Genomic DNA, 24,683 nt, shown 5'->3' on the forward strand with positions numbered 1-24,683 from the left:
AGTTTGACCTGTTTGTACTGATCCCAGCAGGGAGGATTTGAATTAAGGTGAAAAAGTTTCGTATTGTGGCCGCATTGTTATCTACCATGATGTTATTGGCAGCCTGTGGTAACCTCGACAGCACATCAAGTAGCTCGACAACACCGACTACCAGTAAAAAAAAGGTTCAAACAACTGGTCAAACCAACAGCAATAATTATCAAGGTGTCATCAAGAACGGCCATTATCTAACAAGTGCCGCCCGTGGTGTCACCAATGATCAAGACAATAACACCATGAACCTGAAGAGTTTCGAAAGTGGCCTATTAAATGTCTCCAAGAAGGAATTTAAGCCAAGCAAGTATATTTTTCAGGAAGGCCAGTATTTGTCTACGTCAACTGTTCAAAAGTGGGTTGAACGTAAGTCAAACGATAATCCTACGGGACTAAACCCTGTTGATAACGGTCAAAAGGATGCCAATAAACGAAATCCACTGTATTTGCAGACTGTTGAAGAACAAGATTATATGACGCAAGATGGTGATAAATTGTCTCTGTCTGGGATGACCATCGGAATCGGTTTAAATTCGGTTGACTACTACACCAAGGAAAAATATGGTGCTCAGTATTCGACAAATATTTCCGATGAGCAAATGACGACCCAAGGCCGTGCAATTGCAGCAGAAGTATTAAAACGTGTGCGTGCGACTAAGGGCGTTGGCAAAGATGTGCCAATTGTGATTGCTTTGTATAAGCAGGCTTCTGATGACAGTCTGGTTGGCGGCACGTTCTTCTCATATAGTGTTAATGACGGGAACAATATCAGTTCCTGGCAGAACATCAATCAACGCAACGTGGTCTTCCCGTCTGCCGGTGGCTCCAGTACGTCAGGCACCAGTAATGATGAGAGCAATTTCGAAAACTTTAAGACTCAAATTCAAAACTTCTTCCCGAACCTCAGTGGTGTGACCGCTCAGGCACAATACCAGGACGATAATTTAGCTGGTATGAATGTCACGATTACAACGCAATTTTATAGTCAGACAGAGATTATTAGCTTTACCCAGTACTTGGCTCAAGTAGCACCGAAATACTTGCCGTCAGGGGTGCCAATTGATATCACGGTTCAATCAACGGATGGCGTGCAGTCGTTCTTGAGTCGTGATTCGGGACAGACTAAATTTTCAACACATGTTTTTGGATCCTATTAACAAAAATGAATAATTGACCAACCGCCACAACACAGAACAAAGCCTGTGTTATGGCGGTTTTTGTATTGAAGTGACAGAAAGATCATTAAGTTTGCGTTAGGCTATTTTATTTTCGATCAAAATAGCTAAAATGAGTTGGTGGTTCCAGATTATAAAAGTCGAGGAGGTAGTTGTACGATGAATGCGAACACAAGAGCTAAGGTCAGTCGGGCAGGCATTTTTATTACGTTGGGGATCGTCTACGGAGATATTGGTACTTCGCCATTGTATGTTATGAAAACGATTCTTGGCGATAATGGCGGACTGTCCACCACGACGCCGGAATTAGTGATTGGGAGTATTTCACTTATTTTTTGGACAGTGATGTTACTCACGACTGTGAAGTATGTGCTTATTGCACTTAATGCCACCAACCATGGTGAAGGCGGTATCTTTGCACTTTATACACTGGTAAGGCGTCAAGCTAAGTGGTTACTTTATCCGGCATTGATTGGTGGCGCTGCATTACTTGCCGACGGGATGTTGACACCAGCCGTGACAGTGACAACCTCAATTGAAGGACTAAAGGGGATTGTTTTCCATCATTGGGAACCCGTTCAAAATCAGGCTGACGTCATTTTTATCACCGTTGTAATTTTATCGATTTTATTTGTGATTCAGCGCTTTGGGACCAAAACGATTGGTCATGCGTTCGGTCCAATTATGACCCTTTGGTTTACGTTTATTGGTGTCGTTGGTTTGGTGAATTTGTTGCCAGACCTTGCCATTTTAAAGGCATTAAATCCTTACTATGCGATCAGCGTGCTGACGAGCCCAGATAATAAGGTTGGCATTTTTATTCTTGGGAGTGTCTTTTTGGCAACTACTGGGGCCGAGGCGCTGTATTCAGATGTTGGTCATGTTGGTAAGGCAAACATTGATGCTAGTTGGCCGTATGTTTTTGTATGTTTAATGCTTAACTATTTTGGTCAGGGCGTTTGGGTGATTCAACACGCACACGAGACCAATTTGGGACAAGCAGTGGACTTTAACCCCTTCTTTGAACTTTTACCTGGCGACTGGCGTTTTGTCGGCATTGTGCTGGCAACCTTAGCTGCCATTATTGCATCGCAAGCGCTGATCACTGGCTCATACACCTTAGTTGCAGAAGCAGTACGGTTAAAATTATTACCACGATTGAAAATTAATTACCCAACGCTTCAGCATGGGCAAATATACGTACCGGCAGTGAACGGTATTTTGTGGATTGCCTGTGTCGGAATAGTTTTCTTTTTCAGAACTTCTGCGCATATGGAGGCCGCATACGGGCTAGCCATTACTGTCACAATGTTGATGACGACACTCTTGCTGTTCCAGTATTTACGGTTACGGCATGTGAACGTTGTGTTAACTTGGTTGATGGTTTTATTCTTTGGTAGTTTGGAAACCATGTTCTTCCTGTCATCGATGGTTAAATTTGTTCATGGTGGTTACGTGACAGCCATTTTGGCCGGTTTGATTTTGTGTGTGATGTTTATTTGGTATTACGGCAATAAAATTCGTGATCGCGATGAGTTTGAGTCGGGTTATGTGGATTTATATGATTATAAGGACCAGTTAGTTGCGTTGAGCAAAGACGAAAACTACCCAACGTTTGCGACCAATTTAGTTTACATGGCTAAGGTAAAGCCGGGCCATATGATTAAAAAAGAAATGCTCTATTCAATTTTGGACAAACGTCCGAAACGTGCGCAGGCATATTGGTTTGTGACGGTTAACGTTACAGATGAGCCTTACACGGCTAAATATGATGTCGATATGATGGGCACGAATAATGTTATTAACGTTCAACTTTACCTTGGTTTTCGTCGTGAACAACGGGTGAATGTTTATCTGCGGGCGATTGTTCACGAGCTAATTGAGAGCGGCGATTTGCCGGCTCAACCGCAAACTTATACGATGCAAAAGGGTCGCAATGTTGGGGACTTCAGCTTTGTTGTCATTCAAGAAGAACTGTCACCGGAAACACGAGTCAAACCATTTGACCGCTTTATTATCCAAGCACGGGTGACCCTTCAAAATTGGACGAGTACGCCTGCAACATGGTTTGGACTGGAATTTTCGGATGTTGTTGTCGAGCATGTGCCACTGATTCTCGGACGCCGGCGCCGGCCATTTTTACGGCGCATCAAACAGCAACATACGGATGGCACAGATTGACAGTAAGTAAATCGAGATGTGTTTGTTGAAAAAATTAATTAGGACAACTAAAGGGCTGGATTCGCCATTATTTTTGTCGCGATTATTTAGAGAAGAACACAAACTTACCGTGCTTTGTCGTATAATATTAAAGATAGTGACAACTTTTTACAGAAAGAGGGATGGGCATGGCAGAAGAACCAATTTCACGTGCTGAAGTTGAGCACGTTGCCGAACTAGCAAAACTTTCATTGATCGATGAACAGGCCAGCAAGTTTACTAGTCAACTGGACGAAATTATTACCATGATTGATGGTTTGAACGAGGTCAACACAGATGACGTGAAGCCGACAACCAACATGGCCGACGCGACTGCAATTTTACGTGAAGACGTTGCAGTGAACGCCCACCAAAAAGATGCGTTAATTAACGAAGCTCCTGAAACCGAAGATGGGTTTATTAAGGTGCCCGCAATTATTGACGAAAGTGAGGACGCCTAATGACACAACAGTTTGATAATTTAACTGAGCTTCATCAAGCGCTCGTTAATAAAGACTTATCTGCCACTGAATTAACGCAACAAACGCTAACTAATATTCATGATCATGAAGACGCCTTAAACGCTTATGTGACGGTGAACGATGATGAGGCATTGGCACAGGCTAAACAGGCTGATGAAAGCGGAATTGATGCGGATAACGTCTTTTCTGGTGTGCCAGTTGCATACAAAGATAATTTAACGACTAAGGGCTTGCTGACAACAGCCGCTTCTAAAATTCTGTACAACTTTAAACCTGTATATGATGCAGACGTTGTGACGCGTTTGCGCGCTGCTGGCGCCGTTACAATCGGGAAAACCAACCTGGATGAATTTGCCATGGGTGGCTCGACTGAAACATCTTACTTCGGGACTGTTCATAATCCTTGGGATACAACTAAGGTGCCTGGCGGTTCTTCCGGTGGTTCTGCAGCTACGGTCGCTGCTGGCGATGTGCTGGCTGCTCTGGGTTCAGACACTGGTGGTTCAATTCGCCAGCCGGCTGCTTTCAACGGAATCGTTGGTTTGAAGCCAACGTATGGCCGCGTTAGCCGTTGGGGATTGATTGCGTTTGCGTCATCATTAGACCAAATCGGTCCGATGACACATAATGTGACGGATGCCGCTGCTATGATGAATGTGATTGCGGGTCGTGATGAACGTGATGCCACTTCATCCAGTAAAGAAGTGCCGGATTATGTGGCTGGTTTGTCTGGCGACATCAAGGGCTTAAAGATTGGTGTGCCTAAGGAATTTCTTGGTGAAGGAATCGACGAAGGCGTTCGTGATCAGATTAAGACCGCGATTAAGAAACTTGAAGCGTTGGGTGCAACAGTAGATGAAGTTAGTTTGCCACACAGTACCCACGGGATTCAGGCTTACTACATTCTTGGACCGTCTGAAGCGTCTTCAAACTTACAGCGGTTTGATGGGATTCGTTATGGATACCGCACACCAAATGCTAAGAATTTGGAAGAACTGTATGTTAAGACTCGTTCCGAAGGATTTGGTGACGAAGTTAAACGTCGGATCATGTTGGGAACCTTTGCATTGTCTGCTGGTTCATTCGATGCGTTCTTTATGAAGGCTGCTAAGATTCGGACACTGATCATTGAAGACTTTAAGAAAGTGTTCGCTGATTACGATGTCATTGTCGGACCAACTGCACCAACACCGGCCTTTGGTATCGGTGCCGAAACTAAGGATCCGATGACGATGTACATGAACGATATGTTGACGGTTCCTGCTAACTTGGCTGGTCTGCCTGCCGTTTCAGTGCCTGCGGGCTTGGTAGATGGTCTGCCAGTTGGTTTACAAGTCATTGGCCGTCCATTTGATGAAAGTCGCGTTTTGAACACAGCGTTTGCGTTTGAACAGAACACGACATTCCACGAATTGAAGCCATCAATGAGCAAAGGAGGGCGTGCTTAATGAATTTTCAAACGACGATTGGACTAGAAGTCCACGTTGAACTTAAAACGAATTCAAAGATTTTTAGTCCGTCACCCGTTGAGTTTGGTGACAACCCTAATGCCAATACTAATGTGATTGACTGGGGATATCCTGGTGTCTTACCAACGCCTAACAAAGGGGTAGTGGAGTACGGTATGCGCGCGGCTTTGGCTCTTCATGCCAAGATCAATCAGCATACGCACTTTGATCGGAAAAACTACTTCTATCCAGATAACCCAAAAGCTTATCAAATTTCACAATCAGATGTGCCATTAGCCCAAAATGGTTGGATTGAAATTGACGTGGACGGTAAGAAAAAGAAAATCGGGATCGAAGAGATGCACATTGAGGAAGATGCCGGTAAAAACACGCATAATCCTAATGGGTATTCCTACGTCGATTTAAACCGTCAGGGAACACCACTGATTGAAATTGTGTCGAAGCCTGACATTGCTTCACCTGATGAGGCTTACGCTTACCTTGAGACTTTGCGTCAACGGATTCAGTTTACTGGTGTTTCTGACGTGAAGATGGAAGAAGGTTCCATGCGTGTCGATGTCAACATTTCGATTCGGCCTTATGGAACGGACAAGTTTGGGACTAAGACAGAACTAAAAAACTTGAACTCCTTCAACTATGTGAAGAAGGGCCTTCAGTTTGAAGAACAACGTCAACAACGTGTCTTATTGTCTGGCGGTCAAATTCAACAAGAAACACGTCGTTACGATGAAGCTTCTAACGAAACCATTCTGATGCGTGTTAAGGAAGGTGCGGATGATTACCGTTACTTCCCGGAACCAGATATTCCTAACGTTGAAATTGCGGATGACTGGATCAAACAGATTGAGGAAACGATGCCAGAAATGCCAGAACGTCGTCGTCAACGCTATGTTGATGACCTTGGCTTGACTGACTATGATGCCATGGTGCTGACACAGACCAAGGAAATGTCTGACTTCTTTGAGGCGGCTGTGGCACAAGGTGCAGACGCTAAATTGACGTCAAACTATCTGCAAGGAGACGTTAACGCCTATCTGAATGATAACCATTTGGATCTGCAAGATACGAAGTTGACGCCGGACCACTTGGCCGGCATGATCAAGTTGCAAATGGATGGTACGATTTCATCCAAGATGGCTAAGAAGGTCTTTAAGGCGATCATGGATGGTGAGGAACCAAATGATTATGTCAAAGCACATAACCTGGTTCAATTATCAGATCCAGCTCAATTGCAGCCGATTATCGATGGCGTGTTGGACGCTAATGCCCAATCGATTGAAGACTTTAAGAATGGTAAAGATCGTGCCGTTGGCTTCTTAGTTGGTCAGATTATGAAGCAAACACACGGGCAGGCTAATCCGAAGATTGTTAACAAGTTGTTAATGACTTCATTGAATGCGCGTTAAACGTTTGTTATTTTAAGCAGAAGCGGTTAAAATTAAACCTCGTTGTGAACCTTACAACGGGGTTTGTACATAGTACTAAAATTGTTAAATGAAATGACTAAGACAGTTTGCAGTGGAGGCAATGAAACATGGGACAACGGGCACGGGTCATCTACAACCCAACGTCAGGACGCGAAGCACTAAAAAGAGATTTAATCGATATACTGAACGTCTTTGAACAGGCCGGTTACGAGACTAGTGCGTATGCGACCACGGCAGAGCCGGATTCAGCTAAAAATGAGGCGCACCGTGCTGCTCTTGAAGGCTTTGACCTAGTGGTGGCAGCCGGTGGTGACGGGACGATTAACGAAGTCGTCAACGGCATTGCTGGACTTGAGAAGCGACCTAAAATGGCGATTATTCCAGCTGGGACCACTAATGACTACGCTCGCGCGTTACGAATTCCACGTGATGCACCGTTGGATGCCGCTAAAGTTGTGCTTAAGAACCAAACCGTTAAGATGGATATCGGTCAGGCTGGCGAAACGTACTTTATCAACATCGCTGGTGGCGGTCTGCTGACTGAATTGACGTATGATGTTCCTTCCGACATGAAAACAATTTTTGGTTACCTTGCATACCTGGTTAAGGGTGCTGAATTATTGCCGCAAATTAAACCGATTCAAATGTCGATTGAGTACGATGATGGTAAGTTCGAAGGTGAAGCTTCGATGTTCTTATTGGGGCTGACGAATTCAATCGGTGGGTTCGAACAAATTGTGCCCGATGCATCGCTTGATGATGGTAAATTCAGTTTGCTCATTGTCAAAACGGCCAGCATGCCACAACTGTTGCGGCTGATGACATTAGTCTTAAACGGTGGTAGACACATTAATGATCCGTTGGTCATTTACAAGAAGACCAGCAAAGTGATTGCTAAGCCACTTAACTCCGATCGAATGATGATTAACTTGGACGGGGAATACGGTGGTGACGCGCCAATGACGTTCATTGATCACAAACAGCACATTGAAATGTTTGCTGATTTGGATGCGATTCCTGATGAACAGTTGACCGGTGAGGACCGTGCCATCGAAGAAGATGCCCGGAAGTTTGTTGAGGAAGTTGACAAGTTGCCAGAAGGTCAGACAGACGACAACAAAAAAGAGTGATGTATCTCAGCAGCGGATTCGCTTAAATGCGGATCCGCTGTTTTGTACTTCTTTTAAGTGAGTTGGCATGCTATACTAGTTTGGTTCGAAAATTTTACAGCGGACTGTTTTTGTTCGTTTGAAAAATTCCGTTCAGTGACCGTCGCAAAAGTCGAAAGGAAATAATTAATGAAATTCAAAGCACCAGTTGCTAAAAACCAAGAGTATACAGGCGATATTATTGACCTGACCTATCAAGGGATGGGTGTCGCTAAGATAGAAGATTTTCCAATCTTTATTACGAACGCATTGCCTAATGAAAAAGTTGTATTTGCAGTAACCAAAGTGGCGAAAACATACGCTTTTGGCCGAGTCGTTAAATTTATCGAAAAAAGCCCGCAGCGAGTTGAAAGTGTCAATGTGACCTACACCCAAACTGGGATTGCACCCCTGCAACACTTGAGTTATGAGGGTCAATTGGCCTTCAAACAACACCAAGTGGTTGAATTGTTAAAGAAGTCACACTTGGACATTGATGTTGCCAAGACGGTGGGGATGGAGACACCTTATCATTATCGTAACAAGGCTCAAGTGCCGGTTCGTGAGATCAATGGTCAAATCGAAACTGGTTTTTACAAACGTGGTTCTCACACAGTTGTGCCGATTGAGGATTTCTATATTCAGGATCCTAAAATTGACGAAGCCATTATTGTTGTGCGTGATCTCTTACGTCGTTTCCATTTGGATGCGTACGATGAAACTAACAACACCGGTGTGATTAAAACCATCATGGTGCGTCGAGGCTATTACAGTCACGAAATGATGATTGTCATTGTTACACGGACACATAAATTGTCGATGGTGAATGAATTGGTTGCTGAAATCACGAAGGCGTTGCCAGAAGTGAAGAGCATCATTCAAAATGTTAATCCTCAACAAACGAACGTATTGTTAGGTGACACGGATCGAATTCACTTCGGCAGTCCAGTGATTCATGACCAATTGATGGGGTTGACGTTTGAAATCTCAGCTCACTCATTCTACCAAGTTAACCCACAGCAAACGGAAAAACTGTATCAGTTTGCTATCGACAAGGCACAGTTAACGGGTGAAGAGACTGTCATTGACGCATACTGTGGTATCGGCACAATCTCTTTGGCCGTGGCCAAGCATGCTAAACATGTGTATGGCGTTGAAATGGTTAAAACGGCCATCAGTGACGCCAAGACCAATGCTAATTTGAATCACATCGATAACGTTGACTTTGTTGTCGGTAAGGCCGAAAACCAAATGGCACGGTGGCAAGAAGCCGGCTTAAAAGCGGACGTTATCATGGTTGACCCACCACGAAAGGGTCTGGCACCGGAATTCATCGAAGCTGCTACGGCGGTTAAACCGAGCCGCGTTGTTTACGTCAGCTGTAACCCAGCAACGTTGGTTCGTGATATCCAGGTGTTCATGGATCACGGCTATCACGTTGATGGCGACATTCAGCCAGTGGACCAGTTCCCACAAACAACTAGCATTGAATGTGTTGTCAGTCTGGTGAAAGACTAATTGAATACTTACAAATGAAAAATGGCAGTTCAACAATTTGTTGAGCACTGCCATTTTTCATTTGCATTAAGATAATAATAGATGATTAGGATCTTGTTGACTGTGAATAATACGCAATCAATCTCTTGGGAATTATAGAGAACATATCCCATTAATTAAGCTATCATTAGAAAACACCTTGACTTTAATGAAAATCGAGTGTAAATTCAAGTCATTGAAAACGTATCGATGAGAAAAGTAATCTTTAACCAACGAGATAGAGAGCTTGCAGGGTGGGAACAAGTCACGCGGTGAAAGATGAACAATGGCCTCTAAACGGTGCCGCTGAACCTTAATGGCAAAGTGACAACGACCAGCAGTCGTTATCCTGCTACCGTATGAAAATGTACGGGATAAGGTTACAAGTGTGAGCTTGTGACAAAATTAAGGTGGTACCGCGAACGGTAGCTTCGTCCTTTTTGTAGGATGAAGCTACCGTTTTTTGTCGATTATCAAAAGCATTTAAACGAGAAGGAGTGTCATACATGACAGTTATTAGTAGCAATCTTGGTTATCCGCGGTTAGGGGAAAAACGTGAATGGAAAAAGACGTTGGAACACTATTGGGCAGGCAAGATTGATGAGCCGGAATTCCATGCAGAAACGAAAGCATTGCGTTTGGCCAATTTGAAAAAAGAACAGGCAGCAGGTTTGGATTTAATTCCGGTTGCCGATAATTCAGACTATGATCATGTGCTGGACACGATTGCGGCTTTTGGCATCGTGCCAGAACGTTACGGTAGCTTCCACAAACGGTTAACGTTGGATGAATATTATGCCATCGCACGTGGGACAAAGGACGCTGTGGCCTCAGAAATGACAAAATGGTTCAACATCAACTACCACTACATCGTGCCAGAATATGACCAGCCTCATTTTGAATTATTGGATAATCGTTGGTTACGTTTCTACAACGAAGCCAAAAATGAATTAGGCATTGACGGGAAGCCAGTTATCCTTGGCCCAATTTCGTTGTTAAAACTGGGCAAACGGAATGGTGATTACCTGGACGCAGCTGCTGTTGATGAATTACTGCCACAATTGTTGCCACTTTACGAACAAGTCTTTACTGAATTGGCTCAGGCCGGTGTTAAGTGGGTTCAGGTGGACGAACCAACGTTGGTTAAGGTTACGACGGCTGCTGAAGTTAAACCTTACGAAACGGCTTTAAATGCACTTCGTCAGGCAGCACCATCGATCAATATTGAACTGCAAACGTACTTTGATAGCATTGATCCCTATGAGACTGTTACCAAATTACCCGTTCAGGCAATCGGACTCGATTTTGTGCACGACAACGGTGAAAACTTGCAACACATGTTGAACGACGGTTTCCCAAGCGACAAGGTATTGGCTGCCGGTATTATCGACGGTCACAATATTTGGACAAGCAATTTTGCTGACAAACTGGCCTTAATTAAGAAATTGCAGGGTGTCGTTGACAACAATCATTTGTGGTTGCAGCCTGCTAACTCATTACTTCATGTGCCAATCACGACAAAGAATGAAACGAAGATCGATCCTGTCTTATTAGGTGGGTTAGCCTTTGCCGATGAGAAGCTACATGAGCTGACGATTTTAACTAAGGCCGCTAATGAAGGCCAACAGGCGGTTTCAGAAGAATTCGCCAAGAATGCTGCCGCACTCAAGGCGTTAAATGAATCTGAACACCGGAACAACGCTGAGGTCCGTGCTGCGGAAGCCAACTTGGCCAACGAAACGTTTGAACGGCACAGCGCATTTCCAACGCGGATTGCACTGCAACATAAGAAGCTGCAATTACCATTATTGCCAACGACAAGTATTGGCAGTTTTCCGCAAAGCAAATTGGTTCGTTCCAAACGGGCTGCTTGGCGGAAGGGCGACATTACTGACGCTGAGTATGAAGACTTCATCAAGTCTGAAATCAAACGGTGGATCGGTATCCAAGAAGACCTTGGTCTTGACGTTCTGGTTCACGGTGAGTTTGAACGGACTGACATGGTTGAATACTTTGGTCAGAAGCTGACAGGTTTCTATGCAACTCAAAATGGTTGGGTTCAATCATATGGTTCACGTGGGGTTCGGCCACCAGTAATCTTCGGTGACGTTGCCTACACGAAGCCAATTACGGTTAAGGAAAGTGTTTACGCACAGAGCTTGACGGACAAACCAGTCAAGGGAATGCTGACGGCACCATTAACCATTATTAACTGGAGTTTTGTGCGTGACGACATCAGTAAGGCACAAGTTCAAAACCAGATTGCCTTAGCTTTGCGCCAAGAAGTGATCAACTTGGAAAAGGCTGGTATCAAGATTATTCAAGTGGATGAACCTGCTTTACGTGAAGGGTTGCCATTAAAGAAGCGTAACTGGAAGCCCTACCTGGATGAAGCGGTTTACTCATTCAAGATTACGACGACTGGTGTACGTGACGATACGCAGATTCACACGCATATGTGTTACTCAGACTTTGAAGACATCATCGACACGATTAGTGCACTTGACGCGGATGTGATTTCGATTGAAACGTCCCGGAGTCATGGTGAAATCATCAGTTCGTTTGAAAAAACACACTATGATAAAGAAATCGGACTTGGCGTTTACGACATTCACAGTCCACGGGTACCTTCTGTTGAAGAGATTCAGGCAAACATTGAGCGGGCGTTACGTGTTATCGACGTTCATCAATTCTGGATCAACCCTGACTGTGGCTTGAAGACCCGTCAGGAACCGGAAACGTTGGCAGCCTTAAAGAACATGATTGCTGCACGCGATAATGTTCGCGCTAGTTTAGCGGAACCGACAAAGTAATAGGGGGCGTTGCCATGGTGGCTGACGCAGAGCATCAAAAGTTAACGGATGATGGGCAACGATTAACACATACAGATGAAGCACAAACGGAACATCCTTTTCTCCATCCGTCTGTAGGTCATAAGAGCATTCTTGTGGAAATGGATCCGCCGACGACGTTTAAAACGGCAAGCTTTTATCGTGGTGCTGAGCGTTTACGTGATGCAGGAGTGGACGCAATTACGCTGGCGGATAATTCGCTGGCAGCCGTTCGGGTGAGTAATGTGGCCGTTGCTGCTAAGTTGAAATTGGAATACGGTATTCATCCGATTGTGCACCTGACGACCCGTGATCATAATCTAATTGGCATTCAGTCTGAAATTATGGGGCTACACAGTTTGGGAATTGACGATATTCTGGCAATTGCTGGAGATCCTGCTAGGGAAGGCGATTTTCCCGGAGCGACCTCGGTCGGAGATGTTAATGCGTTAGGCCTCATTAAACTGATTAAGCAATATAACACTGGTGTTAGTCCAAGCGGGAAGGACTTAGATGACCGCCCTAATTTCTGTGTAGCGGCAGCCTTTAGTCCTAAAATTAACAATGGTGTTTTGGCAACTCGCGGAATCAAACGGAAAATCGACTGTGGGGCCGATTATCTCATCACACAGCCAGTGTTTGATATCGCCAGGGTTAATGAATTGGCAGATGCTTTCTCACAATGTGGGTTGCAGGTTCCCGTGTTTGTTGGCGTCCAGCCGCTGATGTCCAAACGCAATGCTGAGTTCTTAAACGAGCATGTGTCGGGGATGAGTTTGCCTCAATCTGTACTGGATCGAATGGCTCAGGCCGAGATCGACGGCAATGAACATGAAGTTGGCTTGCAAATTGCTGAAGAAATTGCGGATGCAATCTGTGATCGATTTGGTGGCGTTCATGTGGTTACACCGTTTAATCGGTATAAGATGGCAGCAAAACTAGTAACGCATATTAGACAGCGTGAGAATGCGGTTGTTAACGGGTAAGTAGAATAATAAAGAACTCCCTACCGAAGTGGTTGCGAACGAATCACTTTGGCAGGGAGTTCTTTTAGTATGGACAGAAGCTGGAATTATGCAATTGATGTGTTACCGCATTTCTTTTCTGTAGGTCACAACAAGATAGATGAGCCCTGACAACATCATAATAATGTATTTAATCATGCGAAATTGATTAATGAGATAGTCACTTGGAAAAATAACGTCGCAGATCAGGCTAATTGAAAGCATGATTGAAGCAGCGGCAAGATAGATAGTGGCCGTGCGTTCATCTTCAATTTTGCCAATTTTGCGCATCATAAAATAACCGGCGAACAAAAGAAAAATTGTCAAAAGCGTACAGGTACCAACCAAGATGTTAAAATTCAAGTTACTTTGTTCGGCCCATTGTTTTAGCGGCCAAAACAGGGCATCAGGAATATCAGATAATGATTTAATTTGCATATTAATTCTCCTTATAACCGAAAATGTCGGTAATATCCACCTTGAAAAAAATTGCAATTTCAAAGGCTAATTTCAATGTCGGTGAGTAATTACCTTTTTCCATTACCAAGATTGTTTGTTTACTAACACCGACTGCTTTGGCCAAAGCGGTTTGAGACAGATGATTTAACACGCGGTATTCGTAAACCTTGTTGGTGATGGTGAGACCTGGATTTTGTTTGCTAGCGATAGTGATCACCTCAATAATCATGGTAAACAATAATTTACCAAAAGTAAAGTATTGTTTTAAAAGGGCCGACATTTAATTGCCTATCGGATCTTTAACTATGAATGCCTTTAAAACGGCATCATGGCATCTACAACTGATGAAAATGTGTAATGCAATATGGCTGTTTTTAGAGATTGATTTCGATGTAAAGTTACTAAGAGCCATTATTTTAGCTCCTGAATTAATATGCTCGATTACCATTAGACTGACCGATAAACGAGAGCAACCGCGAACATGAATTTAAGCATCTCATCGGCGCTCGATAATGGCTTCATGGTAAACTAAGCTTAACAGCAAAGCGGGAGGGTGCATCATGAAAGCAAAGCACTGGTGGCTTAGTTTAATGATTGTAATTGGTTGGGTCTTTTTATTACCAATCACTGGTATGGCCGATGGGTCATATACAATCGATAAGTACGTTGCGAACGTTAATGTTTTAGAAAACGGGAATGCAGATTTTACACAACGCATTACTTACAACTTTGACGGTCATTTCAATGGCGTATTTGTAAAACAGGATCTAAAGGGGTTGAAGGGTGTTGATACACCTCAAGTGACGGTTCAAAATCAAGGTGGTTCTGAGCAAACGTTGAGTGAGCAGGCAGATGGGCGCGATAATTCGTTTCAGCGGACACAGAATTCCAACGATTTGCAACTTAAGGTCTTTCACAAAATCAGTGACAAAAGCGCCACGTTTACCTATCGCTACCGTTTACATGGCGTAGTTACAAATTATGCCGACACCGCTCGCTTAAATTGGAAAGTTATTGGTCAGGGATGGGACGTGGCGTTAAATAACGTGCACATTACGATTAAATTGCCAGCACAACCTGTGAATGGCTTACAAGCTTGGGTTCATGGACCATTAAATGGTAAAACCACGGTTAAGAAGGCGGCTGGTAGAGTGAACATCACAGTTCCTAGTATTCCTGCCAATCAATTCGTTGAAACGGACCTATTATTCCCAACCTCAGTGACGGCCACGAATACTAACATTGTTAATCAGCCAATGAAAGAACAAGCTCGCAAGCATGAACGTGACCTGGCCGTGACAGCCAACCGTAAGCGACAACAGTCGCAACGAGTGAATGCTGGGATGTTGAGTGCTGTGGGAGTGATGCTAGTTATATTGCTCGGCGGTTCGTTGATCTACTTCACCCGTCGGCCAGTAAATCGTCATCTCGCTCCAATTCCAGTTAATCATTGGTATGAAGTGCCGACGGTATCGCCAGCCGTGGCGGCCCGGTTAATTACAGACAAAGCGCCGACGACTAAGGCGTATACGGGAACCTTAATGACTGAAGCTGGCAGTGGTGAAATCACTATTAAACCGGAAGACAAGACCTACATCATTACGAAACAAAAAGATATTTCTGAACCACTGACCGATTTTCTGATCACAGAAGTAGGCGATGGTGAATATGTTTCATTGAAAGATTTAAAAACCTTTGGTCAACGCGATCAAAGTGGGCGTCTGAGTGGACGGTTTACTTCGTGGCAGGATCGGGTAGAGGATGAGGCAAGAAAGTATTACGACGATCATAATGTCGCATTGAGAAAATGGTGGCTGACTGTCGCTATTGTGACGAGTGCACTATCTGCGTTAGCAGCGCTTATTGCGACAAACCTGCCAACAATTCGGTTAGGCGTGTGGATTGTGGCAGTTGGTTTAAGTGTTTTGGTCTGGGGCTGTGCGCTGTGGCAACGACGCGTCATCAGTCGTTACACGCTTGAAGGGGATCAACTGCACAATGAATTGTTAGGTTTCAAACGAATGTTAAACGATATAGGTCACTTTGACACAGCTAAGGTTGGTGACATTGTAATCTGGGAACAAATATTGCCGTATGCGGCAGCACTTGGCTTAGCTGAAAAAGTAACGAAAGCCCTATCCCTTGAGTTCGGCAGTGACGCACTGATGAAGACGGGGATGATTTTCCCACTGTATTACGGTTTCGGCGGTTTTGATAGTAGTTTTGATACTGGCCTTAGTAATGGTTTGTCGTCATCAATTTCAGCCAGCAATACGCAAGCGTCCAGCCTGTCTGGCGGTTCGGGTGGATTCTCTGGTGGGAGCTCGGGCGGTTTTGGTGGCGGCTCCGGTGGTGGTGCCTTTTAAAGCATCTGCTGGTGAATTTACGTTTGACCAGATGACATTTTCAAATAGCTGGGAGCAAAAAAAGATCCACAATATCGCGGTCACATGACCATGATACTGTGGATCTTTTGATATTAACAAATTGAATTATTTTAGTGAACAAACACACTGAGTAAGAGCACCATCAGTAAACCGACCACAGAGATGATGGTTTCCAACACGGTCCAAATACTCAATGTTTGCTTAACCGTCAGGTCGAAGTACTCAGAGAACATCCAGAAGCCAGCATCGTTGACGTGTGATGCAGCTAGTGAACCAGCACCAATGGCTAATGCCATTAATGCGGGGTTAGCACCAGATGCATGCATCAACGGAACAACTAAACCGGCTGCAGTCATACCGGCAACCGTGGCAGAGCCAAGGGCAACACGCAGAATGACCGCTATTAGCCAACCCAGAATTAGCGGTGATAGGCTAGAATGTGACATCATTTGTTGAACGGCTTTACCAACACCACCATCAATCAGAACTTGCTTGAAGGCGGCACCACCACCGATAACCATTAACAACATGGCAATCGACTTGATGGCATCTTCAATCGTGCCACTGATTTGCTTCATTGTCCGGCCACGGGAGAAGCCCATTGACCAGATTGCGAATAATAGCGAGATGACCATGGCAATGACGGGGTCACCAAGCATGATCATGATTGAAGCAAGACCATGCGGATGAGCGGGTTTAATCCCATGCAAGGCCGTCATCGTGTAAATGGTCGAAATAGCCATGAAAATAACGGGGAACAATGAGGTGAGGGCAGCCAAGCCGAAACTAGGTGTTTCGTCTAAGTTGTATTCCTTAACTTCACCAAAGGCTGGCAATTCTTTTTTAATAACGAATACGCCTGGTTCCAAACGTTGCATGATCCGCGTAAATACAGGACCGGCAATAATCACACAGGGAATCGCCACGATAATACCGAGTAACAGCACGTTACCAGTATTAGCACCCAATGCTGTTGAGACAGCCGTTGGAGCAGGTTGTGGCGGCAAGAAACCTTGCGTTGCTGACAAAGCAGCAGCCATTGAAATACCCAAGTAAACGAATGGGACTTCAGCTTCTAGCGCAACAGCGAACACGATTGGTGTTAGCAGAACAAGGCCAACTTCAAAGAATAGGGACATCCCAATAATGAAGGAGGCAACCACGATTGCGAGTTGCAACCGTTTTTTACCAAACGCGTTAATCAGTGTTTTGGCAATTCGGTAAGAACCACCGGAGTCGGACACAAGCCGGCCAATCATCGCCCCAAACCCGAACACGATGGCCAACTCACCAAGTGAGCTACCAATCCCGTTCTTGATGGACGTCGCGATGGCTGCTGGGTTCATGCCAAGACCCAGGGCCACCAAAATCGACGTCACAATCAAGGAAACGAACGTGTTGAGCTTGAACTGGATAATCAATACCAGTAACAAGGCGATACCAAGAATTAGAACAATAAATGGCGTCATAATCAAAACTTTCCTCTCAAATGTAAAGACTTTTGGTAACTAAAAAAACCAACTCCAATCATTGTACTCGTCCGAAACTCATTCTTAAACAGGATAATGGCAAAAAATGTAAATAGTTTTCAGAGTTATCAAACGATTATTTCATTGTGAAATTTAACTGTGGTGTTTAGATGTCTGCCGCTTACGGTTGTCAGCATAGAAACACTTATCGTGGGACCGTTTCAAGCCTGAAAATCACAGCCTTTCACCTCGCCAACAAGCCTCGTGGGAATCCGAGTCTTGTCGCCCGTCCATGTTGTAAACCCGGCAGAAAACGCCTGATTAACAACATTTTCACGACTCGGTTTCTATGCTGACGCCCTTCAACTACATTTTGCTTTTTTAATCAGCCATATAAGCTATTGGTAGATTGCAAATTTAATCCGAATTTTTGGACAAATTGGTCAGCATAACCTGATACGGTGTTTTCCAGTCAAGTATTTTAAGCGGTCTCTGGTTAATTTGGAGTAACGTCGTCGTTAAATCTTGAGCACTAATGTGCTCAAAACGAGTCCCCTTAGGATAAAAATAACGTAAATTCCGATTAAAGCGTTCATTACTACCACGTTCAGCTGGCGTATAAGCATGACAGTAATAGGTCTTAATACCATATTGTGATTCAAATGATACTAGCCCACTAAACTCAGTACCACGGTCCACAGTAAAACTGTGCACCGGTCCATTAAAAGTTGTTAGGAACTTAGTCAGTGCTTCATTAACACTCGCTGTCGTTCGGTCCTTTAACCGATATGCCCAAAGGAACCGTGATTTGCGATCGATTAAAGTTAATAAAACTGCCTTACTATGCCCACGAGGGCCAACGACGGTATCTAGTTCAAAATCACCGATGCGATTACGTTGATTAATCATCATGGGACGCTGTTCAATCGATCGCCCCAAAGATTGATTATATTTGGATCGTTGGTCAACGTTACGCCGTTGGCGTACGCCATGTTCAGGTAGATCATTCAAGGAGAAACCAATTCTCCCCTGATTTAGCCAATTATAAATAGATTTAGTCGCTAGTTTAAATTCGTGAGCAATCATTCCTGGTGACCAGCTTAGATGTAAATGGTTGAGAATTGTTTGCTTTAACTCATCGCTCAGCTTAGTTTTCCGACCACATCGTGATCGCTTGTATTCGGCATCTGTTTGTGCTAATTCAGCCTGATAAGGTTGACATCGAGATAATTCATAAGAAATTGTTGACGGTGATCGGTTCAGCCGAACGCCCATTTGGATATTGGACAGCCCTAGTTCACAAAAGGTTTCGATTTTAATTCGTTCGGAATAGGTTATACTAGACAAAAGATCAGCTCCTAAAAGATGGGTTTGTTGTAAACACCATTTTAAAGGAAGCTGATCTTTTTTGTCCGAACAGCGTTCGGATTAATTTTACAATCTACTAAGTCACTTTAAATTAATCGAAAAAAGTAAATGTAAACGGTGATATTAATATATTAATTGAACGATAAAGTTTTCCATGATTTTAAGTTTAGTTGTGCAAAAGCAAAAAGCTATCAAAAAAAGCAACCCCAAAATGAGGTTGCTTTGTTAACACAATTATTCTTGTGTTTCACCATGTTGCGCATGCTTCTTTTGGAAGTTGGCAATGTTGGTGTATTCAGTTTGGAGCTGACGGCTAAGGCGAATGTAAATTGGTACTAATTCACGGTAAACGTCGAAGTTTTCTGGGTTTGGTTGGTAAGTGTTAGTTTCACCAACGAATTTCTTAACATCGCTTAAATTGTCAATTAAACCCAGTGACTTCATGCCGATGACAGCGGCACCTAAACATGAAGATTCAAATGATTCTGGAATGGTAACGGGTTGTTCGAAGATATCGGACAACATTTGACGCCACAGTTCAGAACGAGCGAAGCCACCAGTTGCCATGATGGACTTAGGTTCACCGACAACTTCTTCAAGGGCCAACAGCACCGTGTACAAGTTGTAAACGATACCTTCCAAAACGGCACGAATCATGTGAGCCCGAGTATGCATTTGTGTCAAACCGAAGAAGGAACCACGGGCGTCAGCGTCCCAGATTGGTGCACGTTCGCCACCAAGGAATGGGTGGAACAATAGGCCATCTGAGCCAGCTGGTACACGTTTGGCAATTTCTGTTAACAAGTCATAAGAGTCCTCTTGTAATAGGGCCGCAGTACTCTTTTCAGCATCAAACAGATTGTCCCGCGCCCAACGGAAGACGACACCACCATTGTTAACTGGTCCGCCGACAACCCATAGGTCTTTGGTCAAAGCGTAACAGAAGACACGTCCCTTGGGATCGATAACAGGGTGGTCCGTAACGACACGAACGGCACCGGAAGTACCAATCGTAACCGCAACGACACCTTCGTCAATTGCGTTAACACCTAAGTTGGATAATGCACCGTCAAAGGCACCTTGGATAAATGGCACATCCTTAGGATAACCAATAACTTTTGCATATTCGTCGCGCATGCCCGTTGATTGAGCGTAGCCATCAACGATCTTAGGCAATTGATCAGTAGTGACACCAGTTAATGCCAAGGCATCCTTATCCCAGTCGAGATCGAAGATGTTGAAAATCCCAGTCCCACTGGCAACGGAGATATCCATTTGCCAAACATCTAACAGACGATAGAAGATATATTCCTTAATGCCACAGTAGTAAGCTGCTTTCTTGTAAATGTCGGCATGGTCGTTCTTCAACCATAACAATTTACATAATAATGACATGGGGTGAATTGGTGTTCCTGTATGCTCATACAGGGTTTTACCAGTGCCATCAGCCTTCAACTGATCAGCATACTTTGTTGCTCGGGTATCAGCCCAAGTGATGACACGCGTCAGTGGCTTATGGTTTTTATCTAGTGCAATCAAACTTTGGTTGGCACTTGAGAAAGAAACACCATGAAGCTTGCCATTCTTAAGGTCGGCCTTGCGTAGAATTTCTTGTAAACCATTCACAACAGCTTCAAGAATTTCTTCTGGATCTTCTTCAGCCATCCCCGTTGCGTCACGATATAACGGGTAAAGCTTGTTCGTGTAAGCTAAGACGTTACCGTCTAAGTCGTATAATACGGCTTTGGTACTCGTGGTACCAATGTCCATTCCGACCATATAGTCCATATGAATAAACTCCTTTGTAAACTTTTTTAGTTAAATCTACGCCTGCTAGTATAGGCGAAATTGACAGCGTTCACAACTGTTTCGATCACTTAATTTGTGAAAGTTGATGCAATCTGAAAGCGTTTGCGGCATAATGTTCTTAGAAAACTTTTTACATAAAAGTGGATGAATATTTTCATAAAGGATGGTGTTTATCATCGCACGAACTAGTGTAAGTACGATTAAAGCAAACTATCAACACTTAACGGGGGCTGATAAGAAGATTGCCTCATTTATTCTCGGTAATCCAGCAGCCGCCAGTGAAATGACGATTCAAGATTTAGCGGAGAATGTCAAAGTATCAACGGCAACAGTTAGTCGGTTTGTCAAACGAATTGGGTGGCGCTCATTTCGTGAGTTTAGCCTTGGCTTTGGCGGCATTGCAGCACAAACGGACAGTTTTTTCAGTGAAATTGAAGAAGACGATGCGCCGTCAGTTGTCGTCGATAAGGTATTTCAGGGCGCTGATAACGCGTTGGATGCAACCCGTGCGTTATTGAAAGATCAAGATTTAGCAGATGCTATTAAATTGATCAAAAATGCACATACTCTGTCATTTTTTGGCTTTGGTGGTTCGTCAATTGTTGCGTTAGATGGGTATCATAAGTTCTTACGGACAACGGTTCAGCCGCAGTTTCACCCTGACGTCGACATTCAGTTGATGCAGGCTGTTAAGATGACTAAGGAAGATGTTGCAATCATCGTGTCTCACTCCGGGCGTAACCATGACACACTGATGATTGCGGATCAATTGCGAGCTAATCATGTGCCAATGATTGCCATCACCAGTTATCCGGCTTCACCACTGGCAAAAAAATGTGACATTGTATTCCAATCTGTTGCGGAGGAAGTTAACTACCGGAGTGAGTCAATGAGTTCCTTGATTGCCCAGTTGACGATTATGGACAGTTTGTTTACTTTGGTTGGCGCTCAAGGGGCCCGTACTCAGTCTGGGGAAGGCTTATTAAAAGATGTGCGTCACGCAATGGCGACGACTCGCGAGTAATTATAGAACCTATATAGAAGAATAAAAGTGAATCGTAGTTAACTAGTAATGTTGCCCACCTGTAAACGTGATAGAATAGGGCTTAATCTTTTGTCACGAGGGTGGTGGGATTTGTGCAAAGTCGGCGGCAGTCGGCCTCAATCTATCAACGGTTAAAACAGCGACGTATGCGGCGATGGCGTTGGCTTTTGGTGCTGATCATCGTTGGCTTGATTGGTGGCGCTGGTTACGGTGTGTTTCACTGGTGGCAATTACGACATCAGACAATGATGGCCAAATATCCTGTCACTGGGGCCGCCATCGATCAGGATGCCGGTTTTTTAGACTTCCAGGCTCTGTCCAAAACAGGCGTTAAATTTGTCTACTTGAAAACGACGGTCGGCAATCGTTATACGGATGACGATTTTGCAGGTAATTACAGTCGCAGTGGCGGTAGTGGCAATACACTGAAAGTCGGGGTGTACATGGTGTACAGTCCCAATAGTCCCGTACTCAGTCAAACGACTTATTTTGAGAAACAGGTTGGTTCAGATACGGGAACGTTGCCAATTATGATTTCTGTTCCAGATACCGAATCTAGCTTTGGGTCCGCCAAGGCCATTGATCGAACTGTGACACGTTTGACAGCGATGATAACGACATTAAGAACGGATTATCAGCAGCCAGTGCTCTTGTGGACGTCAACAGATGGTTATCAAGCGTTAAAGGGCAAATTGAGCCATACAATGTTTTCACTTGACGATAGCAAATTAACCAAACGCAGCCCTCAAGATGTTCAATTTATTAGTTATGACGATAATGGTTCGCTAATTGTGGCTGGTGAACGACAATCTATGTCCCTAATGGTATACAATGGCAATAAGCAATCGTTTGATGCATTAAGCAACGAGTAAAGATGGGTGATAAAATGGCTTTTTTTAGTAAAAAAGAAAGTGACGATGCAAAGCAAGGTGCACCACGCTTGACAATCGATCAGGCGCAAACCGGTATTCTTGACGCCGTCACCAGTCAATTTGGTGATTCACAAACAGCATTGCCAGATTTCTCAGTTGTTGCAGGGTGGGCCAGTGCTGATTTTATTGCCTTCCGCAGTTTTGATATTCAAATCAAAGTGGGGGTCACGCCAGAAAATCCTCGCGATCAAAAACGTTTAAAATGTTTGGTCGCCGTTGGCCCGCGCTTTGTCTCGTTGTACGACCTTTTAGAGACGGATTTACGCAGTCAGTACAAACGGCAATACACACCAGAAAATTTGCGTGCTGATTTAAAGTTATTACAACACTATCTGGCATGGCGTTTAACGCCAGAACAGCGGGCAAAATTTGGTTTGACGCAAGATTAGAGTTAATAAACTTCATGCTTGATATAAAAACACCACAACTCAGCAAAAATGAGTTGTGGTGTTTTGAATTTAGCGAAGCAAAATTAGTGATCAATTGATATCGGTTACAACAACGATTGTATTAGTCAACTTGTTTAAGTTGCGTTTCATAATGTTGCCTGATTTGGGTTTCAGTAAAGTTGACCAGGTAACTTGGAATACATAACTGGTGAATAAACCGGGCAGAATTTGCATCACTAACAGCGATGTCAGCAAAGTATAAATCGATCAGCAACTGAATGCCGCGTTTGCTGGCTGCAAATTCAATGCTGTTGTGTGATGCCTGCGTACAGCCGTACAAAATGCCAGCATCGTTATTTAAGACGTGGCCGAGCTCGTGCGCTAACTGAAATGCAATCTGATTTTGATTGGGCCAGTTCAAGTTAATGAGGACTTTATTCAAAGCCGGATTTGCGGCGGGCGGTGTGTTAGGCGACATGGTGGTCGATAAAATAACGTTGATTTGATGTTGCTTTGCAAATGCGAGTAAGCGATCAATTAGATTTTGCATTATCATCACTGCTTCCAAGAATACGTTTGATATAGGCAAGGTCTTCCGGCGGAATGGGGCGGCCTTCAAAGGTCATGATGACATCATCGTCGTTAAGATCAACTTGTTGTGATTTTTTGGTTGCAGCGGCCGTGTCAGCACCAATTAAAGAATCAACGGATACATTAAGGATTTCCGCGACTTTCGTTAATCGAGAAATGCTTGGATCTTTTTTTTGCCAGCTATAAATACTGTTGATGCCCATACCGGCTTTGATAGCCAATGTCTGGAGACTTAGTCCCCGTTCCTGAGCGAGGGCTTTCACTTGTTCGTAGATTGACATGTTACATCCTCTTTTCCTTAGTTTCCATTTTACACTAAAAAATAAACGATGTTGTAAAAATTATCCGATTGAATTAAAATGTTGTTGAATAATTATCCAATCGTGTAATTAAAGTATAATTATTTTATTCTATTGAGTAAGAAGGGCTGGATGAAATGAAACGACTTATTGAAATAAATGTCGATTTTAGTTTGACACGACAACGAATTAAACAACAAAGTGAGCAGTTTATTCTTGAGAATATTAAACGTTCTGGAACACGGAAAATTAACGTTAACGAAGAGTATTCGATCATGGGAGTGAGTTTAACGGCAATGTCGCCAGAAACTTCCCATTGGGACTACTATGCGCAGATGTTTAATCAATTAACGGTAATGGAACGGCGGATTATTTATTATCGTTATTTGTCGCAGAAAACGGATGTTTACGCAGAACTAAACACATACTATAGTCGTTCGCAATACTTCCGTGTTAAACGTACAGCAGAGTATGAGTTCGCTTATCTACTTGGTGTACTGGCGAACTAACCGAATTAATGTTGGGTTTTGATTTTTTGCATGCGACTTTTGTGAGAGCCAACTGGGATTTAAATGATAAAAGTTCCGGACGTTTAAAACGCGAACGCATGTTTGAATAGACTTGTACCAAA

General features: G+C 43.8%; 21 protein-coding genes and 1 other annotated feature. Of the genes, 14 read left to right on the forward strand and 7 right to left on the reverse strand.

Annotated elements, in window-relative coordinates:
• Positions 1–47 precede the first annotated feature (47 nt).
• The 9 genes from ABUE36_RS05230 (at position 48) to ABUE36_RS05270 (ending at position 13,286) form a co-directional block, all read left to right on the forward strand.
• Complete coding sequence (locus ABUE36_RS05230) at positions 48–1,190, forward strand: CamS family sex pheromone protein (protein ID WP_421017277.1); 1,143 nt, start codon at positions 48–50, stop codon at positions 1,188–1,190.
• 177 nt (positions 1,191–1,367) lie between these two features.
• The gene (locus ABUE36_RS05235; protein ID WP_421017278.1) at positions 1,368–3,389 is read left to right on the forward strand and encodes a KUP/HAK/KT family potassium transporter; all 2,022 of its coding nucleotides are present in this window, start codon (positions 1,368–1,370) and stop codon (positions 3,387–3,389) included.
• A gap of 167 nt (positions 3,390–3,556) precedes the next feature.
• Positions 3,557–3,868, forward strand: a complete 312-nt coding sequence (gatC, locus tag ABUE36_RS05240) for an Asp-tRNA(Asn)/Glu-tRNA(Gln) amidotransferase subunit GatC (RefSeq protein WP_421017279.1) — start codon at positions 3,557–3,559, stop codon at positions 3,866–3,868.
• Positions 3,868–5,337 (forward strand): Asp-tRNA(Asn)/Glu-tRNA(Gln) amidotransferase subunit GatA, encoded by a 1,470-nt coding sequence (gatA, locus tag ABUE36_RS05245; protein ID WP_421017280.1) that lies wholly within the window; start codon positions 3,868–3,870, stop codon positions 5,335–5,337. Before gatC ends, gatA begins: the two co-directional genes overlap by 1 nt.
• Complete coding sequence (gene gatB, locus ABUE36_RS05250) at positions 5,337–6,764, forward strand: Asp-tRNA(Asn)/Glu-tRNA(Gln) amidotransferase subunit GatB (protein WP_161001087.1); 1,428 nt, start codon at positions 5,337–5,339, stop codon at positions 6,762–6,764. Before gatA ends, gatB begins: the two co-directional genes overlap by 1 nt.
• A gap of 128 nt (positions 6,765–6,892) precedes the next feature.
• Positions 6,893–7,915 carry a diacylglycerol kinase gene (locus tag ABUE36_RS05255; RefSeq protein WP_421017281.1) on the forward strand — a complete coding sequence of 341 codons (1,023 nt, stop codon included), beginning with the start codon at positions 6,893–6,895 and terminating at the stop codon, positions 7,913–7,915.
• Between the two features lie 168 nt (positions 7,916–8,083).
• Positions 8,084–9,451, forward strand: coding sequence for a 23S rRNA (uracil(1939)-C(5))-methyltransferase RlmD (gene rlmD / locus ABUE36_RS05260; RefSeq protein ID WP_421017282.1), 1,368 nt, complete (start codon positions 8,084–8,086; stop codon positions 9,449–9,451).
• Positions 9,452–9,667: 216 nt separating this feature from the next.
• Positions 9,668–9,911, forward strand: a binding site (T-box leader).
• Positions 9,912–9,975: 64 nt separating this feature from the next.
• Positions 9,976–12,282: a 5-methyltetrahydropteroyltriglutamate--homocysteine S-methyltransferase gene (gene metE / locus ABUE36_RS05265; protein WP_421017283.1), complete on the forward strand. Its 2,307-nt coding sequence runs from the start codon at positions 9,976–9,978 to the stop codon at positions 12,280–12,282.
• Between the two features lie 14 nt (positions 12,283–12,296).
• Positions 12,297–13,286, forward strand: a complete 990-nt coding sequence (locus ABUE36_RS05270; RefSeq protein WP_421017284.1) for a methylenetetrahydrofolate reductase — start codon at positions 12,297–12,299, stop codon at positions 13,284–13,286.
• A gap of 102 nt (positions 13,287–13,388) precedes the next feature.
• Here the strand turns inward: ABUE36_RS05270 and ABUE36_RS05275 are convergent, their stop codons facing one another.
• Together ABUE36_RS05275 and ABUE36_RS05280 are read right to left on the reverse strand one after the other, a co-directional pair.
• A complete protein-coding gene (locus ABUE36_RS05275) occupies positions 13,389–13,742 on the reverse strand; it encodes a DUF2178 domain-containing protein (RefSeq protein ID WP_421017285.1) in 354 nt (117 codons plus the stop codon).
• Position 13,743: 1 nt separating this feature from the next.
• Positions 13,744–13,992: a helix-turn-helix transcriptional regulator gene (locus ABUE36_RS05280; protein WP_421017462.1), complete on the reverse strand. Its 249-nt coding sequence runs from the start codon at positions 13,990–13,992 to the stop codon at positions 13,744–13,746.
• Positions 13,993–14,323: 331 nt separating this feature from the next.
• Here ABUE36_RS05280 and ABUE36_RS05285 point away from each other — a divergent pair, with 331 nt between their 5' ends.
• Complete coding sequence (locus tag ABUE36_RS05285) at positions 14,324–16,129, forward strand: DUF2207 family protein (RefSeq protein ID WP_421017286.1); 1,806 nt, start codon at positions 14,324–14,326, stop codon at positions 16,127–16,129.
• 131 nt (positions 16,130–16,260) lie between these two features.
• On the opposite strand, the gene ABUE36_RS05290 is transcribed toward ABUE36_RS05285, so the two are convergent.
• The 3 genes from ABUE36_RS05290 to gntK form a co-directional block, all read right to left on the reverse strand.
• Positions 16,261–17,619 (reverse strand): gluconate:H+ symporter, encoded by a 1,359-nt coding sequence (locus ABUE36_RS05290; protein WP_017262722.1) that lies wholly within the window; start codon positions 17,617–17,619, stop codon positions 16,261–16,263.
• A 417-nt stretch (positions 17,620–18,036) separates the two neighbouring features.
• Positions 18,037–18,966, reverse strand: coding sequence for an IS30-like element ISLpl1 family transposase (locus tag ABUE36_RS05295; RefSeq protein ID WP_096109805.1), 930 nt, complete (start codon positions 18,964–18,966; stop codon positions 18,037–18,039).
• Positions 18,967–19,221: 255 nt separating this feature from the next.
• The gene (gene gntK, locus ABUE36_RS05300; protein WP_017262725.1) at positions 19,222–20,775 is read right to left on the reverse strand and encodes a gluconokinase; all 1,554 of its coding nucleotides are present in this window, start codon (positions 20,773–20,775) and stop codon (positions 19,222–19,224) included.
• A 184-nt stretch (positions 20,776–20,959) separates the two neighbouring features.
• On the opposite strand from gntK, the gene ABUE36_RS05305 reads away from it, so the two are divergent.
• From ABUE36_RS05305 to ABUE36_RS05315, 3 genes are all read left to right on the forward strand, one after another.
• Positions 20,960–21,820 carry a MurR/RpiR family transcriptional regulator gene (locus ABUE36_RS05305; RefSeq protein ID WP_421017287.1) on the forward strand — a complete coding sequence of 287 codons (861 nt, stop codon included), beginning with the start codon at positions 20,960–20,962 and terminating at the stop codon, positions 21,818–21,820.
• Between the two features lie 113 nt (positions 21,821–21,933).
• On the forward strand, positions 21,934–22,713 hold the full coding sequence (locus tag ABUE36_RS05310; RefSeq protein WP_421017288.1) for a GH25 family lysozyme: 780 nt from the start codon (positions 21,934–21,936) through the stop codon (positions 22,711–22,713).
• A gap of 14 nt (positions 22,714–22,727) precedes the next feature.
• On the forward strand, positions 22,728–23,162 hold the full coding sequence (locus ABUE36_RS05315; RefSeq protein WP_162256562.1) for a hypothetical protein: 435 nt from the start codon (positions 22,728–22,730) through the stop codon (positions 23,160–23,162).
• A 121-nt stretch (positions 23,163–23,283) separates the two neighbouring features.
• Here the strand turns inward: ABUE36_RS05315 and ABUE36_RS05320 are convergent, their stop codons facing one another.
• Together ABUE36_RS05320 and ABUE36_RS05325 are read right to left on the reverse strand one after the other, a co-directional pair.
• The gene (locus ABUE36_RS05320) at positions 23,284–23,712 is read right to left on the reverse strand and encodes a hypothetical protein (RefSeq protein WP_178942198.1); all 429 of its coding nucleotides are present in this window, start codon (positions 23,710–23,712) and stop codon (positions 23,284–23,286) included.
• On the reverse strand, positions 23,696–24,034 hold the full coding sequence (locus ABUE36_RS05325) for a helix-turn-helix domain-containing protein (RefSeq protein ID WP_236941641.1): 339 nt from the start codon (positions 24,032–24,034) through the stop codon (positions 23,696–23,698). Before ABUE36_RS05325 ends, ABUE36_RS05320 begins: the two co-directional genes overlap by 17 nt.
• A gap of 155 nt (positions 24,035–24,189) precedes the next feature.
• Here ABUE36_RS05325 and ABUE36_RS05330 point away from each other — a divergent pair, with 155 nt between their 5' ends.
• Entirely contained in the window at positions 24,190–24,561 is a 372-nt protein-coding gene (locus tag ABUE36_RS05330; RefSeq protein WP_421017289.1) for a hypothetical protein, read from the forward strand.
• Positions 24,562–24,683: the final 122 nt, after the last annotated feature.

Source organism: Furfurilactobacillus cerevisiae (assembly GCF_048961765.1).
Classification (GTDB): Bacteria; Bacillota; Bacilli; order Lactobacillales; family Lactobacillaceae; genus Furfurilactobacillus; species Furfurilactobacillus milii_A.